Here is a 15,408-nt window from a genome sequence, read left to right as displayed (position 1 = left end):
AATAAGATAAAACAAATTACTAGAATATGGGGGATTATCTAATGAACGTGACAGAATATTACCGAGAACCTGTACAAAAAGTAATGAATGAACTAGAAGTAACCCATCAAGGATTAACGGATTATGAAGTTCGGACGAGACAAAGGCAGTATGGCTATAATGAATTACAAGAGGGGAAACGGAAAAGTGCAAGTCAAATTTTCCTTGAACAGTTTAAAGACTTTTTAGTCATTATTTTAATGGTAGCTGCTTTAATTTCTGTATTTTTAGGAGAAGTACAAAGTTCAATCGTTATTTTAGTCGTTGTCATTTTAAATGCTATACTTGGCACAGTTCAACAGATTAAAGCTGAAAAGTCTTTAGAAAGCTTAAAAGAAATGGCAGCCCCAATTGCAAGGGTACTTCGAAATGGACAAGTCACTGAAATCCCCTCAAAAGAGGTTGTCGTTGGAGATATTCTTATTTTAGATGCCGGTGATTATATTAGTGCAGATGGCCGAATTATTGAAAGTCATAGTTTGCAAATTAACGAGAGTTCTTTAACAGGTGAATCACTTCCGATCGTAAAAGTGACAAAGGTTATTAATGAAGAGGAAGTCGCACTCGGTGATAAGACAAATATGGTATTCTCGGGCAGCTTTGTTACAAATGGACGTGGAAAAGCTATTGTAACATCTATTGGTATGAATACTGAAATTGGTAAGATTGCAAACTTACTAGATAATGCCAAAGAGAAGAAAACGCCCCTTCAAGTAAGTCTTGAACACTTTGGAAAGCGACTCGCAATTGGGATTATTATAATTTGTCTTATTATTTTTGGCTTGGATATTTTACGTGGCCGCGAGCTAGTAGATTCATTTATGTTTGCAGTGTCTTTAGCAGTTGCGGCAATTCCCGAGGCATTAAGTTCCATCGTTACAATTGTCTTGGCATTTGGAACACAGAAAATGGCAAAGGAAAACGCAATTGTTCGCAAGCTGCATGCAGTAGAAAGTCTTGGCAGCATTTCAGTCATCTGTTCAGATAAAACAGGGACACTAACTAAAAATAAAATGACTGTCCAAAAGGTATATATAAACGAAAAAGTTATTCAACAAGATCAATTGCAAATAGGTGATGAACTTCATCATACATTTTTGCACATGGCTTTATTATGTAATAACTCAGTTACTTTTAGCGATAGAGAAATAGGAGATCCAACAGAAGTAGCCCTTGTCCATCTAGGAAATAAATATAACATTGATGAGCTCAATATACGCAAACAGTATAAACGATTTGGTGAAGTACCTTTTGACTCGAATCGTAAATTAATGAGTACCGTTAATCGAGTTGGCAATCGATATATTATGATTACGAAGGGGGCTGTCGACGTACTGCTTTCTCGTATTGTAAAAATTGAAACTTCACAAGGGGTATCACTCATTACTAAGCAACAACTAGAGGACATTAAACAAATAAACAGTAATTTTTCAAATGAAGGGTTGCGAGTACTAGCATTAGTATATAAAGAAGTTAATTCAACTGAAGTAAGCGCAAAAGATGAGAATAATTTCATCTTTGTTGGATTAGTAGCGATGATGGATCCACCTCGAGAAGAATCAAAACAAGCAGTAGCAGATTGCATCAAGGCAGGGATTAAACCTGTGATGATAACAGGGGATCATAAAATTACAGCCGCCGCTATTGCAAAACAAATTGGCATATTAAAAGATCCGTCCGAAGCAATTGAAGGAAAAGAAATTGAAAATTTATCAGATAAAGAATTAAGGGATAAAGTTGAGAACTTCTCTGTTTATGCACGTGTGTCACCAGAACATAAAATTCGTATTGTAAAAGCTTGGCAAGAAAAAGGGAACGTTGTGGCAATGACTGGAGATGGTGTCAATGATGGTCCAGCGTTAAAACAAGCCGACATAGGGGTGGCAATGGGAATTATGGGTACAGAAGTTGCCAAAGATGCCTCATCAATGATTTTAACAGATGACAATTTCTCAACAATTGTTAAAGCTATATCTAATGGTAGAAGCCTTTACGAAAATATTAAAAACTCGATTAAGTTTTTATTATCTGGAAATACGGGAGCGATTTTGGTCGTTCTTTATGCAACACTTTTTGCATTACCTGCTCCATTTACACCGGTTCATTTATTATTTATCAACCTACTAACAGATAGTTTACCAGCTATAGCAATTGGTTTAGAACCACATAATAAAAAGGTTATGGATAAAAAACCCCGAAATATCCATGAGCCTTTATTAAATAAAAGGTTTGTCTCTCAAATAGGGTTGGAAGGGCTTCTCATCGCTGCCGTAACTATTATTGCCTTTCAAAGAGGTCTGGCAACAGGGGATACGACAGTTGCTAGTACGATGGCATTTGCAACATTATGTCTATCAAGATTGTTCCATGGCTTTAACTGTCGTTCAAATGAATCTATTTTTAAAATAGGAGTTTTCTCGAATTTATCAGTTTGGATAGCTTTTCTTATTGGATTTATACTATTAAATGTAGTGCTAATAGTAGGATTATTCGATGTGGCAATATTAAGTCGTTCACAATTATTAACGATTTATGGTTTGGCAATTGTACCATTAATAATAATTCAGTTTGAAAGACTATTTAAAAAATAGAGATTAAACAATTTCTTAAACCTAGCATTAAGATTTTTAAAAATACCAATTAGCAACGAAAGAGTTCATTTTGATTTTTTCAAAATGAACTTTTTTATTTTGTGAGAAAAAGCAATTTTAAAATAAAGGATAATTTTCCCTTGCTAAATCGTAATCATTACGATAAAATCTAAAACGTAATTATTACGATTTGCAATAGGGGGAGAGGAGTATTACTATGAAATCAATCAAAAGAAATGATAGGTATAATTTAACTATTATAAAGAGGCTTCGCTCATTCACAGGAAGTCACTTCCTTCAATTCGCTGCCATGTTGGTATGCATATGCATATTAAGTGCTTGTACGGGCTCTTCGGAAAACACTATTGAAGAAGAATCAAAAGAAAAGCATATCAATTTCCTCTATAATTTCTCTACTAATTCATTGGATCCTCATGTTGATTCTAGTTATGTTCCGCTAAGAGCTGGGATAACTGAGACATTAGTACGATTAGATGAAGAAAATTTAACGGTTGCACCATGGCTTGCTGAAAGCTGGGAAGGCGAAGATGGTCTAAATTGGACTATTAAGCTTCGGGAAGATGTTACATTTCATAACGGTAAAAAAATGGATGCAGAAGCGGTGAAAGCTTCTCTTGAACGGGCCCTGGAAGAGAGCGTTGCTATTCAGAATGCTCTCAAAATAGAAAAGATCGAAGCTGATGGATACACACTACATATTTCTACAAAGGAACCTTTTCCTGAGTTTATTTCTGAGCTTGTCAATCCCAATGTTTCAATTATTGATGTAACAGAAGAGGATATTATCAATAAACCAATTGGTACAGGTCCTTTTATATTGAAGACATTTTCACCAGGAAGCAAACTTGAGCTTGAGCGTTATGATGATTATTGGGATGGAGCTTCTAACCTTGATTCAGTAACTTTTTCTTTTAATGAGGATGCAAATGCCCGCTCTCTTGCTCTAAAGTCAGGACAAGTAGATATTGTTTATCGTCCAGAGGTAGAAAGCTTGGAATCATTAAAAGCACTTGATGGGATAAAAGTTGAATCTACTGCAACATTTCGTGTTCATCAAATGACAATGAATATGGAACGCAAAAGTTTACAGGATATTAATGTTCGTCGTGCAGTTGATGCATTGATTGACCGCCAGAAAATTGTTGATAACATTCTTTTAGGTTACGCTGAACCAGCTGTTAGCCCATTTTTACCCTCTTTGCCATTTGCTCCATCATTTGAACAAAGCAAAACTGGAACGGATATAGCAATTAAATATTTAGAGGAAGCAGGCTACTCAATTGAAGACGGAAAAATGCAAAAAGATGGAGAACCGCTCAAATTTACACTTTTAACTTACAGTGCAAGAGCGGATTTGCCATTAATAGCTCAAGTATTTCAATCGGATGCTAAACAAATTGGAATTGATGTAGAAATTCGTCAAATCGATATCCCTGAGGAATATATGGCGTCAAACCGTGATTGGGATTTAGCAACTTATAGCAATTTAACCGCTCCAAGGGGGGATGCAGGCTACTACTTTAATGCAACCTATCATCCAACGGGTGCACTTAATTTTAGTGGTGCTCATGAACCCGAACTAACGGCAATTATTGATAAGCTCAATCAAACTGTTAGTCAAGAAGATCGCGCCGTTCTAGCAGAGCAGGCGGCAAAATTTGTACATGACAATGTAATCAACTCATTTGTTTTGCATCCTTCTACTATTGTTGCCTACAACGAAAACAAAGTAGAAAACTGGCAGACAACACGAAGTGAATATTATATGATTACTAATCAGTTGGATGTGAAGTAAATGATTCGAATTTTTGTTCGTAAATTCTTTGAAATATTAATTTTCATGTTGTTTATTACATTTGTTAGCTTTTTATTTGTCCGACTTGCTCCTGGTGATCCGGTTTTGACCATTTTAAATGTTGATGAGCTTTCTGTTAATCAGGAACAAGTTGAGGAATTAAGAGAAGAAATGGGATTCAACAAGCCATTGCTCGTCCAGTACGGACTTTGGCTGCTTAAATTTATTAAGCTGGATTTCGGTGTATCGTATGTTACTGGCCAACCTGTAATGGATATGATTTTAATTGGGCTGCCTGCCACAATAGAATTATCCGTTGGTGCATTAATTGTGATGCTTGTTGTATCGATACCACTAGGATCGCTATCTGCCCTTTACCGGAATAGCTGGATTGATCAGGTAAGTAGAACACTGTCAATACTTGGTGCAGCCATTCCAAGTTTTTGGCTTGGTCTTATTTTTATTGAACTATTCGGTGTGCGTGTTAACTGGTTTCCGACTATGGGTAGAGATGGGTTCATTTCCTTGATTTTACCTTCATTAACACTTGGCCTAGCCATTTCAAGCGTATATGTTCGTTTGCTTCGTTCTAGCCTTCTTGACTCGCTTGGTCAGGAATTTATTCGTGCAGCAAGAGCGCGTGGATTATCAGAAAAACGTATTTTTTTAGTACATGCATTTCGACATAGTCTTCCACCTGTTATTACCGTTTTTGGAGTCAGTTTAGGAAGTTTAATTGGTGGGGTTGTAGTTATTGAAGTTTTATTTGCGTATCCAGGGATAGGAAAACTAGTCGTTGATGCTATTCGTCAACGCGATTATCCACTTATACAAGGATATATTCTAATCATGGCAATTATTGTTTTTATTGTAAATGCATGTGTGGACATATCTTACAGGTATTTAAATCCTGAAATGAGACTAAAAGAAAGGGGGAGCAATCGATGAAAGAACTCTCATTACCAAGCATTAAAAAGTACAGTTGGCAAGGTATGGTTGCTTTAATATGTGTAATCTTTATCTTTTTAGTTGCTCTATATACTTTTTTCTATTTAAAACATGATCCAAATTTAACAAATCTCGATCAACGTCTTCAGGGAATGAGCCTGCAACATCCGCTAGGTACAGATCAACTTGGTAGGGATGTTCTAACAAGACTATTATTAGGTGCTAAACAAACAATCGGTTATAGTTTACTGGCACTTATTATTGCACTTATCATTGGAGTTCCCTTTGGTCTTATTTCCGGATATAAGCGTGGATTAGTTGATCGAATATTTATGCGAATTGCCGATGGATTTTTAGCCTTTCCCGATACTATTGTGGCAATTGTCCTAAGCGGTTTACTTGGACCGGGGATTGGCAATCTAGTTCTAGCAATAGTAATGATTAAATGGGTAAGTTATGCACGCCTTGTAAGAAGTACGGTTTTATCCGAATCTCAAAAAGATTATGTTTTGGTTGCCCGTATTAATGGCCTTTCTTCAAGGAAAATCATGCAAAAGCATTTATTACCCCACATTGTCGGACATGTACTAGTGCTTGCTAGTCTTGATTTAGGTAAAATTATTTTGCTCATTTCAGCTTTTTCATACATCGGTCTAGGTGTGCAGCCCCCAACGCCTGAATGGGGGGCGATGCTAAATGACTCACGCTCATATTTTCAATCAAGACCTGAATTAATGATATATCCAGGATTAGCAATTGTTGTAGTTGTGCTATTAACGAATATGCTGGGAGATTACTTACGTGATCATTTTGATGTTAAGAAAGAGGTGCAGCAGTGACTTTATCAGTTGAGCAAGTTTCAATTCAAAGTAGAGAAAGGAAAATAGTTGATAACGTATCACTCTCTATCAGTGAAGGCGAATGGTTCGCACTTGTCGGACAAAGTGGAAGTGGTAAAAGCTTACTTTCACAAGCGATAGGGCGTATGCTTTCCGCTAATTTGCAGGTTAAAGGAAATATATTCTTTAATGGGGAAGATTTACTTACATTATCATCTAAACAGATGCGGACAATTCGTGGAAGAAAATTATCCTACATTTTTCAAGATTATCAAGGCTCTTTTACACCGTTTAGAACAATTGGACAACATTTTCAGGAATATCAAAAAGCCCATGGTATATTGGATGCTAAAAACAGAAAAATAAAGTCAATTGATGCACTTGCATCTGTTGGATTAGATGCAACTTTTTACAATAGATACCCTTTTCAGTTAAGTGGTGGACAACTTCAACGGGTATCAATTGCTATGGCACTTTTGTTGTCTCCGGATTTATTAATTGCGGATGAAATAACAACCTCACTTGACAGTGTATTGGGACATAGAATTTTAGAATTACTTGCAAAAAAGCAACAGGAAACTGGATGTGCAATTTTATTCATAACTCATGATTGGCGGTATGTCAGACGCTATGCTAACCGTTTAGCAGTAATGAAGGATGGGGAAATTGTTGAGTCAGGCGGAAAACATCGTATACTTGACCATCCGAAGCATGAGTATACAAAACAGTTAATCCAAGCTGCACCTACTATTGGTCAAGGTCTGCCATCTGGGTTACAGGAGGTAGTCAAAGTATGACTATGCTTACAATTAAAAACCTGACAAAATCCTATCAGGAAGGGAAAAAAGCAGTTGACCATGTTTCATTCGGACTGAACAAGGGTGAATGTCTAGGTCTAGTTGGAGAAAGCGGTTGTGGTAAAAGCACATTGGCTCGTTGCTTGCTGCGGATAGAACCGATAGATAGCGGCTCGATTTATTTTAAGGGCGAAGCAATCGAAAGTCTTGATGAACGTCGTTTGCATCCTTATCGAAAAAAGATGCAAATTGTATTCCAAAATCCTTCAGCTGCTTTAAACCCAAAGCTAAAAATAAAGGAATCATTGATTGATCCATACGCCCAATTTCACAAGGAACTTACCCCTAGTCATTTTTCTTTTACTTCAAAGGATGCTTTTATAAAACAACTTCTTGAAGCTGTTGAGTTGCCTGCTAATTTGGCTGATAAATATCCTCATGAAATAAGTGGTGGACAGCGGCAACGTGTAACGATTGCCCGTGCTATTAGTATCGAACCGGAGCTTATAGTGTTAGATGAGCCAACCGCAAGTTTGGATGTTATCTCACAAAGGGCGGTGCTAACTTTATTAACTAAGCTTCGTGAAACTTTAAATCTCTCTTATTTATTTATTTCACATGATCTTGCTGCTGTCAGCCAAATGTGTCAGCGAATTTTAGTTATGAAAGAAGGGCAATTGATTGATCAATTTAGTAGTGATCAACTGTTTAGCGAAGAACGGCATTCATATACAAAAGAACTTATTTCAATTTTTTAGAAATGAAAAAGTCATCTTCCAAAAGATACAAATACAGACTAGGTAGAGTGTAAAATCCTTAGGTATGTTCTTCTATCATTTACTATTTCAATTTAATAATAGATTATTAGTAAATTCATTGTGATTCTATCTGATACGTTAGGAATTCAAAAATAAAACAGGAGGGAGTCTGTTGAATCATCGAACTTATCTTGCCTTAGCAATCCCTCTCATTATTTCGACTATAACAACACCTTTATTAGGTATAGTTGATATGGCTGTAGTAGGCCAGTTGCCAAATCCAGCTTATATCGGAGGTGTGGCAGTCGGTACAATTATTTTCAATACAATGTATTGGTTATTTGGCTTTTTAAGAGTAAGTACATCTGGTTTTGCAGCCCAAGCGCAAGGAGCTAATGATGAAAGGCAACAAGCACTTGCACTAATTAGGCCTTTGTTTATTGCTTTTATTATAGGAATTAGTTTTCTTATTTTACAGTTGCCGATTCTAAATTTGGCACTTGCAATCATCAGGCCTTCATCAGATGTTTTTGAGTTCGCATCTGATTATTTTTCGATCAGAATATGGGGAGCCCCATTCTCACTAATGAACTATGTAGTAATGGGTTGGTTAATTGGAAGAGCGCGGATAAAGTTAACACTAACACTTCAAATATTTATGAATGTTATTAATATTATATTAACGGTTTTGTTTGTTAACGTTTTTTTATGGGGCGTATCTGGTGTAGCTGCAGCAACACTTTTAGCAGAAATAATAGCATTTGCTTTAAGTTTATTCATAATAATAAAATTACTGCCAAAATCATTTAGCTTTCCTTCAAAAAGTGAGATTATGGATCCAGTCCCTTTTAAAAAGATGGTAGTTATGAATCGAGATTTAATGATAAGAACCTTCTGTTTACTTGTTGTTTTCAATTTATTTACAGCAAAAGGTGCAATGTATGGGACAGAAACATTGGCTGCAAATGCAATCCTAATTCAAATCCATTATTTGATGGCTTACGCTTTTGATGGCTTAGCTAATGCTTCGAGTATTTATGTTGGGAAAGCAATAGGTTCCAATAATAAGGTTCTTTATAATAAAACATTATCATTATCCTGTCAGTGGGCATTTTTTGCTGCTGTTCTTATTACTGGAATTTTTTATTTATGCAAGGGGCTAATCATCCCTATCTTTACACAGAAGCAGACCGTTATTGAATTAATTGACACATATGAAGGATGGATTATACTGTTTCCAATATCCGCGAGCTTTGGACTCGTTCTTTATGGTGTGTTTACTGGTGCGACTGAAGCTAAACCGATTCGAAATTCAATGATTTATGCATTAATAGTTTTTCTATTAGTTTTATACATATCCATTCCTACTCTTCAAAATCACGGATTATGGTTGGCTTTCATTTTATTTAGTGTAGGTCGCTCTATTTTTTTAGCTATGTATATTCCATCTTTAAATCGTAAACTTTTTAATTAAACGTAGGTTTAAAAAACATAAAGCGTATTTTAAAAATACTAAAATAGAAATTTGAGGTGTATAGATAAGGTGCACAAACCTAAGAACGGGTTGTGCACCTTTTTCGTGCATCTAATCGAAGTTAAATGTAGACTGTTGATGATATTCACATGATAGGTTCGAATTTGATAATATTATAATAGTAAAAGATTATTTAGGAGATGAACCATTTTGAATATCGATATTATTCAGCATGTATCTTTTGAAGGTCCTGGATTAATAGCTGCATGGGCTTTAAGCAGAAATTATTCACTTCGAATTCATAAAATTTTTGAAGGTGCTGCTATACCTCAGGAAGAAAATATAGAATTTTTAATTGTTTTAGGCGGGCCGATGAGTGTTAATGATGAAGACTTTTGGATTAATGATGAACGCGAATTAATTGAGAATATGGCTAGGAAAAAGAAACCTGTATTTGGTGTTTGCTTTGGAGCTCAACAGATTTCCAAAGTGCTAGGCGGAGAAGTTTTACCATGTAAAAAAGAAGTAGGTTGGGGGGAGGTAACATTGAAAAATACGCCTTTCCAAACAAACAAAACAAATTTCAATGTACTACATTGGCATGGAGAACAATTTACAATTCCTTCGAAAGCAACACGTTTATTTACAAATACATATTGTGAAAACCAAGGTATTATGTTTGAAAACTTAATTGGTGTACAATTCCATCTTGAAACTGATCGGGAGAGTTTACAAAAAATTGTACAAAATGATTCATCTTTTATAAATAATTCAGTTTATAATCAAAGTGCTGAACAAATTAGTTCATTTGAGATTCCAAAAGAAAACAAAGAGCTGTTATATACAATATTAGATTCTTTAGCATCTATAAAGGGAGAAGTATCATATGAATAGATTGTATTTAATTGATGGTTATGGAGGATCTCCAGAGATCAATTGGCTGTCAAACATTGAACAGAAATATAAAAATCGATTTGATATTCAAATTATTCCGTACACAAACCCTACTGAAGCTAATGTAGTGCAGTGGGATTTAGATTTAGAGCGAGGGATTGAAGCTCCTAAGGATGCTTATTTTATATGCCATAGCTTAGGATGCATTACATTTTTAAGATATTTGCAACGCCATGGGATAAAAATCAAAGGGGCTATTTTAGTATCTGGCTTTAAAAATGAAATAGAAGCTTTCCCACAATTCAATCCTTACTTTAAAGGACTAAAAGAAGTAAGCTGGAAAGATTTAATAGGAGATGCCTATGTGATTTCTTCTAAAACAGATCAAATTATTAATTGGAAATTTACATATGAGTTAGCGGATGTACTAGAAAGTCCGTTTATTTTATTACCACATGGAGGGCACTTCTCATCAGGTGAAGGAATTGTTGAAATGCCAGTTATTGAGAAGCTTATTAACTCAAATTGGTTGGGAACTTGCTAGTGTGAATTTAGGAATAAGTAAACAGTTAATCTATTAAAAAGTTTGATTAATAAATCTCTTCTCTATATTAGAGGGGGGATTTTTTTATTGGGTATTTCTGTTAACGTTATGATAGAAATTATAAAAAAAGCATTTAAACTACAAAAGACAATCCAGTTTCGTTGGACAAATATTCAATAAAATTCATAGCAACACAGCCTAGAATCACTTATATGGTCCAAGCAAAACCGCAACTCGTAAAATAAATCAAAAAATTTTAAGCCAAATAATCTTCTCGTTTGTCTAATATATGTAAATCAAAACGAAAGGAGGAAATCGCAATGAAGCTCGAAAGCTTAGTAAAAAAAGCGCAAAAAGGAAATGACAAAGCTTACTTAATGCTTTTCCAGCAGTTTGAAGAAGATATTTATCGAATGGCGTATGTCTATGTGAAAAATAAAGACGACGCTTTAGATATTGTTCAAGAAGTAGCCTATCAGTCATTTAAAAAAATCAGTACATTGAAAAATCCAGAGTATTTCAAGACATGGCTCATGAAGATAACAATCAATAGTGCACTGAATTTAATTAATAAAAATAAAAAAGTGATTCAACTAAACCCAAGCTTTGAAGTACTTAATGGGAAAGAAGATGAAGACATCGCACTTTCTTTATCTTTATATGAACTGATGGATACTTTACAAGAGGATGAGAAAAGCATCATTTTATTAAAGTATTACGATGATCGCACTATAAAGGAAATTTCAGAGATATTAGACATCCCACTTGGAACAGCAAAGTCTGTTTTATATCGTGCTTTGGATAAGCTTCGCCAAAATTTAAAGGAGGTAGAGAATTATGGATAATCAATTTAAACAAGAGTTAACAAAAATTGAAATCCCAGTAGAGCTTCACGAAAGAAGTAAACTGGGCATTAATAAAGCAAAAAAAGAAATGGGAGGAAGAGCAACTCGATTTGTAAAAAAACGGTTAGCAGTAGCTGTTATAGCAGCTTGTTTAATGGTTCCAACAGGTGCGTTTGCTTATCAAGCGCTGCTTGCTGATGACTTATATGGTTCTTTTGACAACCTAAAAAAGCATGTTGCTAGTGCAACAATGGAGAGTTACTTATTGTTTGATGCAAAATTAAATCAAGCTAGTGGTGAGTTAGGACAAGAACAATTTGAACAATTTAAAGATCTATTAAATGTGTTCACAAGTGCAAAGCTTGAATATGGCGATAAAAATGGAAACATAGATTATTCTCAAATACCTGCCGAACGATTGGAAGAAATTAAAATAGCAATGCACGAAATCCAACCATACTTTGATAAATTAAATGGACTACCATCAAGTAAAGATATTTTAACAAAAGAAGAATATGATCAATATATAAAAGCATTAATGACTTATGAAACTACTATGGCGCAAATAGGAGTTTCAAGTGCTCCAGAAATCGATATGATTCCTGCTGAATTGCAAGAGGAATTTATAGAAGCCCAAGAATACTTAAATTATGTAAATGAAAAACAAATTGAATATTAATTTATAGAAAAAGACAGACAGAAATTTAATTTTTCTGTCTGTCTCTACTTTTAAAATGAATAGGATTCACCATCATTTGGTACTAATATATTAGAAGAGATTCCTTTTTCATTAATAAAGATTCGTAATTCTTCTCTTGATAACGTCCAATGATTGACCGCTTCCATGTGAACAGCCAGGATTTTAGCATTTGGGGCAGCATTATACACTTCATAAACATCTTCTTTTCCCATTACTAGAGAACCGCCTTGTAAGAATTGGTTATCCCCAGCATTAACGACAATAATTTCTGGTTTGAGTGTTCCAATTACTTCCTGAACACCTTCATACCAAACCGTATCTCCAGCTACATATAATGTTTTTTCAGTTGGATGCTTAAAGACAACACCACACACTAGACCAGCAAGGCTTAAAATTTCACCTCTTCCATGCTCCCCTTTAGTTTTAATTAATTGAATACCTTCGAAGACGGTATCTTGTTGTAAAACTTCTATATTTAAAAATCCAGCATTTTTAATTTCTATCGCATCTTCTTCATTTTGTACAAACATTTTAATATCCTTTGGCAATGCTTCTTTAGCCGCATCATCCCAGTGATCTAAATGTAGGTGAGTAACAATAACAGCATCGATATTATCAATAATTTTATCAATGGAAATAGGCAGACTTACTAATGGATTAAATTGATCTTGTCTCAATGAGTTTGGGAAAGGTGGGTAAGTTCCCTTCTCGGCAAGGAATGGATCAATGAGAAACTTTTTCCTAGCAAATTGTACTACGAGTGTAGCATTACGAATTAATTGTATGTTCATATTAATTAACTCCTTTCAAATAAACTATGAATAGTCTATACTATGACCAACTATAAATACATGGATGAAATCAAGTCTTTTGGCTGTTTCACTTGATTAATGAAAGGAGTCTAATAAATGCTGGATAACACTGATATACAAATTTTAAATGAGCTTTCTAAGAACAGTCGTATCACTATGAAAGAACTTGGAGAGAAAGTACATTTAACTGGACAAGCTGCTTCAGCAAGAGTTGCAAAATTAGAGGATAATGGCGTAATTGAAGGATATACCATTAAAGTTAATCAAGCTAAATTAGGATGTAATATCCATGCTTTTATTACAGTCATTATACAATCCATAAATCATCAGCCTTATCTTTCATTTATAAAAACTCACGAGAAATATACAATCAATAACTATAAAATTAGTGGAGACGGTTGTTATATCCTTGAATGTAAATTTCCTACTAATGAAGCATTAAATCAATTTTTGGAAGACCTAAATAAACATGCAAACTATAAATTATCGATTGTTATTAATAAGTAAATGAACTAATAATGTGTTTCTTACAGAATAACGTTCTTTTTTGTTGAGCTGATTGTATTAAGCTGGTTATAAGATTAGACTGTTGGTGAAAGGGAATTTAAAGGCAATCTAAAAAACAACTTACTTAGATAGGATGTGTAGTTTTAAAATGATTTTAGTTAGTTCTTGTTTAGCGGGAAATCCTGTTAGATATAATGGTACTTCTTGCTTGAATGATCGAATTCAAAAATTGATTGATGAGAACAAGGCAATCCCAGTCTGCCCAGAGCTTTTAGGTGGTTTTGTTACACCTAGAGAACCAGCTGAAATTTTAGGTGGTGATGGGTTTGATGTGATATCCGGCAAAGCTAAGGTGATGGAACGCTCAGGAAATGATGTAACTGAATTATACATAAGTGGCGCTAAAAAAACGTTGGCACTTGCAAAGGAAATGAATTCTACTTACGTAGTATTAAAGGAATATAGTCCCTCTTGTGGCAGCAAGAAAATCTATAATGGAAAGTTTATTGGAGAAAAAAGAGCAGGTGTTGGCGTAACGACAGCTTTGCTGGAGATGAATGGAATTAAAGTTATATCCGAACAAGAACTTGAAGAGTTACTAGATTAAATCAAGGTTAATTCATTTAACCACTAGCCAAATTAGATACTTTATTCCGTTTATTAAGTAAAAAGGAATGAAGCATTAACAAAAGAAAGCAGCGCATTTCTTACGCAATTCAATTTTTTGTTTCAATCTAGACACCTTTCCCTCCAATTTTAGCATTGAGTCCCTCTGAAGTTAAAAGCGTTATTAACAACTTTAACTTGCAAGAATAAAAGAAATGTATTGCATTCGGTTAGAGGTAGCATTTCCACAATTATTTAATACTATTTTTTTAAAGTAATAAGGCAGTGTTAAATAAACTCGAACTTTAAACTCCCTAATTTATAATTTATGAACTATTCAGTGGCCTGTCCCTTTAGTAGTATCTACCTTCTTTATATTTGAAATAAATACACCGGACAGTGTAATTAAACCTCCGATAATTGCAGAAGAATGAGGAACTTCACCTAGCCAAATCCATGCAATAGCAAAAGCGAAAACAGGAGTTAAATAAAGAGAGCTTGTTGCTTCTGATGCTCCGGTTCGCGAGGTAATATATGCTAGAGTAAAATAAGGAATGACTGTAGGAAAGATGCCTAGATAAACTACTATAAGTGTTATATCAATTGGAGCATGAGAAATCGCACCCCAAAGACCGGGTGAAAATATCATCATAAAAATAGTGCCAGACCAAACTGTATAGATAGTAAATCCAACAAAACCATATTTTTTTAGATAAGTATTTTGAAAAACAAAGTAAATACTTTCTGAAAGGGATGCTGCTAAAACTAGTATAATTCCAGCGTTAAGCGAAAAACTCTCAGTTAATCCGCCCAATGAGATAAATGCTACACCAGAAAAACCAATTAATGAACCAATCCATCCCCAAAGTCCAAATTTCTCATGAAAAAATAATAAAGCCAATAGAGCTGTAAATATTGGGGTTGTTGATACTAATAGACTAGCGACCCCGGCACTAACTGTTTGCTCACCAAAACTCAGTGCTGTTTGGTAAACCGAGAACCCTAAAAAGCCGAGTAATAGAATGATTGGTATATCTTTTAGTTCCGGTAAACGAACTTTTTGAATAATTGCCACAAAAATTAAAGCTATTGATCCAACTAGTAAGCGCAAAAGTGATACATGTTCAGGCAAGTATGCTGTTAATGCAGCCCTTATTCCAGTGAATGCAGATGCCCATAAAAAAATTGTTATAAAATGTGCAGAGACTATTTTTAAATCAAAAGATTTTAACATAAAT

At 34.7% G+C, this 15,408-nt stretch carries 15 protein-coding genes; 13 read left to right on the top strand and 2 right to left on the bottom strand.

The features are described from left to right. The first annotated feature begins 41 nt into the window (after positions 1-41). From MKY04_RS20745 to MKY04_RS20695, 11 genes are all read left to right on the top strand, one after another. Positions 42-2,630, top strand: coding sequence for a calcium-translocating P-type ATPase, PMCA-type (locus MKY04_RS20745; RefSeq protein ID WP_246020498.1), 2,589 nt, complete (start codon positions 42-44; stop codon positions 2,628-2,630). A gap of 310 nt (positions 2,631-2,940) precedes the next feature. Then, positions 2,941-4,446: a nickel ABC transporter substrate-binding protein gene (gene nikA, locus MKY04_RS20740; RefSeq protein ID WP_346235897.1), complete on the top strand. Its 1,506-nt coding sequence runs from the start codon at positions 2,941-2,943 to the stop codon at positions 4,444-4,446. After that, positions 4,447-5,394 (top strand): nickel ABC transporter permease, encoded by a 948-nt coding sequence (nikB, locus tag MKY04_RS20735; RefSeq protein ID WP_126295852.1) that lies wholly within the window; start codon positions 4,447-4,449, stop codon positions 5,392-5,394. Then, the gene (gene nikC / locus MKY04_RS20730; RefSeq protein ID WP_126295853.1) at positions 5,391-6,233 is read left to right on the top strand and encodes a nickel transporter permease; all 843 of its coding nucleotides are present in this window, start codon (positions 5,391-5,393) and stop codon (positions 6,231-6,233) included. Before nikB ends, nikC begins: the two co-directional genes overlap by 4 nt. Further along, positions 6,230-7,030, top strand: coding sequence for an ABC transporter ATP-binding protein (locus MKY04_RS20725; protein WP_126295854.1), 801 nt, complete (start codon positions 6,230-6,232; stop codon positions 7,028-7,030). The genes nikC and MKY04_RS20725 overlap by 4 nt, the downstream gene beginning before the upstream one ends. Further along, positions 7,027-7,788, top strand: a complete 762-nt coding sequence (locus tag MKY04_RS20720) for an ABC transporter ATP-binding protein (RefSeq protein ID WP_126295855.1) — start codon at positions 7,027-7,029, stop codon at positions 7,786-7,788. The genes MKY04_RS20725 and MKY04_RS20720 overlap by 4 nt, the downstream gene beginning before the upstream one ends. A 172-nt stretch (positions 7,789-7,960) precedes the next feature. Beyond that, complete coding sequence (locus MKY04_RS20715; RefSeq protein ID WP_346235072.1) at positions 7,961-9,262, top strand: MATE family efflux transporter; 1,302 nt, start codon at positions 7,961-7,963, stop codon at positions 9,260-9,262. A gap of 210 nt (positions 9,263-9,472) precedes the next feature. Then, positions 9,473-10,156, top strand: a complete 684-nt coding sequence (locus tag MKY04_RS20710; protein ID WP_185807807.1) for a type 1 glutamine amidotransferase — start codon at positions 9,473-9,475, stop codon at positions 10,154-10,156. Next, entirely contained in the window at positions 10,149-10,700 is a 552-nt protein-coding gene (locus MKY04_RS20705; protein WP_126295858.1) for an RBBP9/YdeN family alpha/beta hydrolase, read from the top strand. The genes MKY04_RS20710 and MKY04_RS20705 overlap by 8 nt, the downstream gene beginning before the upstream one ends. 320 nt (positions 10,701-11,020) lie before the next feature. Next, positions 11,021-11,545 carry a sigma-70 family RNA polymerase sigma factor gene (locus MKY04_RS20700; protein ID WP_126295859.1) on the top strand — a complete coding sequence of 175 codons (525 nt, stop codon included), beginning with the start codon at positions 11,021-11,023 and terminating at the stop codon, positions 11,543-11,545. Further along, entirely contained in the window at positions 11,538-12,224 is a 687-nt protein-coding gene (locus MKY04_RS20695) for a DUF3600 domain-containing protein (protein ID WP_126295860.1), read from the top strand. Before MKY04_RS20700 ends, MKY04_RS20695 begins: the two co-directional genes overlap by 8 nt. A gap of 50 nt (positions 12,225-12,274) precedes the next feature. Here MKY04_RS20695 and MKY04_RS20690 read toward each other — a convergent pair whose 3' ends face one another. After that, positions 12,275-13,036 (bottom strand): MBL fold metallo-hydrolase, encoded by a 762-nt coding sequence (locus MKY04_RS20690; protein WP_126295861.1) that lies wholly within the window; start codon positions 13,034-13,036, stop codon positions 12,275-12,277. Positions 13,037-13,153: 117 nt separating this feature from the next. On the opposite strand from MKY04_RS20690, the gene MKY04_RS20685 reads away from it, so the two are divergent. Then, positions 13,154-13,564, top strand: coding sequence for an Lrp/AsnC family transcriptional regulator (locus MKY04_RS20685; protein WP_126295862.1), 411 nt, complete (start codon positions 13,154-13,156; stop codon positions 13,562-13,564). A 148-nt stretch (positions 13,565-13,712) separates the two neighbouring features. Beyond that, entirely contained in the window at positions 13,713-14,171 is a 459-nt protein-coding gene (locus tag MKY04_RS20680; protein ID WP_126295863.1) for a DUF523 domain-containing protein, read from the top strand. A gap of 336 nt (positions 14,172-14,507) precedes the next feature. Here MKY04_RS20680 and MKY04_RS20675 read toward each other — a convergent pair whose 3' ends face one another. Beyond that, entirely contained in the window at positions 14,508-15,404 is an 897-nt protein-coding gene (locus MKY04_RS20675; protein WP_126295864.1) for a DMT family transporter, read from the bottom strand. Positions 15,405-15,408: the final 4 nt, after the last annotated feature.

It is taken from the genome of Lysinibacillus telephonicus (genome assembly GCF_039654155.1).
GTDB lineage: Bacteria > Bacillota > Bacilli > Bacillales_A > Planococcaceae > Ureibacillus > Ureibacillus telephonicus.
The sequence above is the reverse complement of the archived record's forward strand: the minus strand, read 5'-3'. Positions and strand labels throughout refer to the sequence as shown.

Excerpts from the sequence above, each read along its gene's own strand:
- MKY04_RS20745 (WP_246020498.1), top strand. The coding sequence starts at position 42 with ATGAACGTGACAGAATATTACCGAGAACCTGTACAAAAAGTAATGAAT.
- nikA (WP_346235897.1), top strand. The coding sequence starts at position 2,941 with ATGTTGGTATGCATATGCATATTAAGTGCTTGTACGGGCTCTTCGGAA.
- nikB (WP_126295852.1), top strand. The coding sequence starts at position 4,447 with ATGATTCGAATTTTTGTTCGTAAATTCTTTGAAATATTAATTTTCATG.
- nikC (WP_126295853.1), top strand. The coding sequence starts at position 5,391 with ATGAAAGAACTCTCATTACCAAGCATTAAAAAGTACAGTTGGCAAGGT.
- MKY04_RS20720 (WP_126295855.1), top strand. The coding sequence starts at position 7,027 with ATGACTATGCTTACAATTAAAAACCTGACAAAATCCTATCAGGAAGGG.
- MKY04_RS20705 (WP_126295858.1), top strand. The coding sequence starts at position 10,149 with ATGAATAGATTGTATTTAATTGATGGTTATGGAGGATCTCCAGAGATC.
- MKY04_RS20700 (WP_126295859.1), top strand. The coding sequence starts at position 11,021 with ATGAAGCTCGAAAGCTTAGTAAAAAAAGCGCAAAAAGGAAATGACAAA.
- MKY04_RS20695 (WP_126295860.1), top strand. The coding sequence starts at position 11,538 with ATGGATAATCAATTTAAACAAGAGTTAACAAAAATTGAAATCCCAGTA.
- MKY04_RS20690 (WP_126295861.1), bottom strand. The coding sequence starts at position 13,036 with ATGAACATACAATTAATTCGTAATGCTACACTCGTAGTACAATTTGCT.
- MKY04_RS20685 (WP_126295862.1), top strand. The coding sequence starts at position 13,154 with ATGCTGGATAACACTGATATACAAATTTTAAATGAGCTTTCTAAGAAC.
- MKY04_RS20680 (WP_126295863.1), top strand. The coding sequence starts at position 13,713 with ATGATTTTAGTTAGTTCTTGTTTAGCGGGAAATCCTGTTAGATATAAT.
- MKY04_RS20675 (WP_126295864.1), bottom strand. The coding sequence starts at position 15,404 with ATGTTAAAATCTTTTGATTTAAAAATAGTCTCTGCACATTTTATAACA.